The 428-nt window shown below is 65.7% G+C and carries 1 protein-coding gene; it reads right to left on the minus strand.

Annotated features, from left to right (window positions below; genetic code table 11):
• The coding region (locus HK28_RS13115; RefSeq protein ID WP_198945900.1) for an HK97 family phage prohead protease at nt 1–428 on the minus strand (428 nt) is incomplete at both ends.

Consider the following 428-nt stretch of genomic DNA (forward strand, 5'->3'; position numbering starts at 1 on the left):
GCGCCGGTCAGCGCCTCATGCGCCGCCTGCAGATGCTGCAGCAGGGTGTCGCGCTCATCCTGCGTCGGCGAATCACCGCCGACCAGCGCAGACTGGTGCAGCTGAATCGCGGCGACGACGGCGTCGGTCGCTTTCGCTGGCGTGATCGTCGAGCGCAGTTCCGGCGAGGCGAGACGGCGTTTCATGTCCGTGACCCGCGCCATCGCGTTCGACGGATCATCGACCAGACTGACCTCATGCAGGTTCACCCGCTTGAGCTGACGCCGTGGCTCGCCGACCTGCGTTCCCTTGATCGCGCCGCCGTCAGGCACGGAAAAGCCGATCGAAAGCCCGCTCAGGGCTCCGTCTTTCACCAGCCCGTAAAGGCGTTTTCCGTAATCGGTGTCCATCCCCGAGAGCTTGCCCTTGAGGTGCAGACCGTGGCTGTC

Origin of the sequence: Acetobacter sp. DsW_063, from assembly GCF_002153745.1 — a bacterium.
Classification (GTDB): domain Bacteria; phylum Pseudomonadota; class Alphaproteobacteria; order Acetobacterales; family Acetobacteraceae; genus Acetobacter.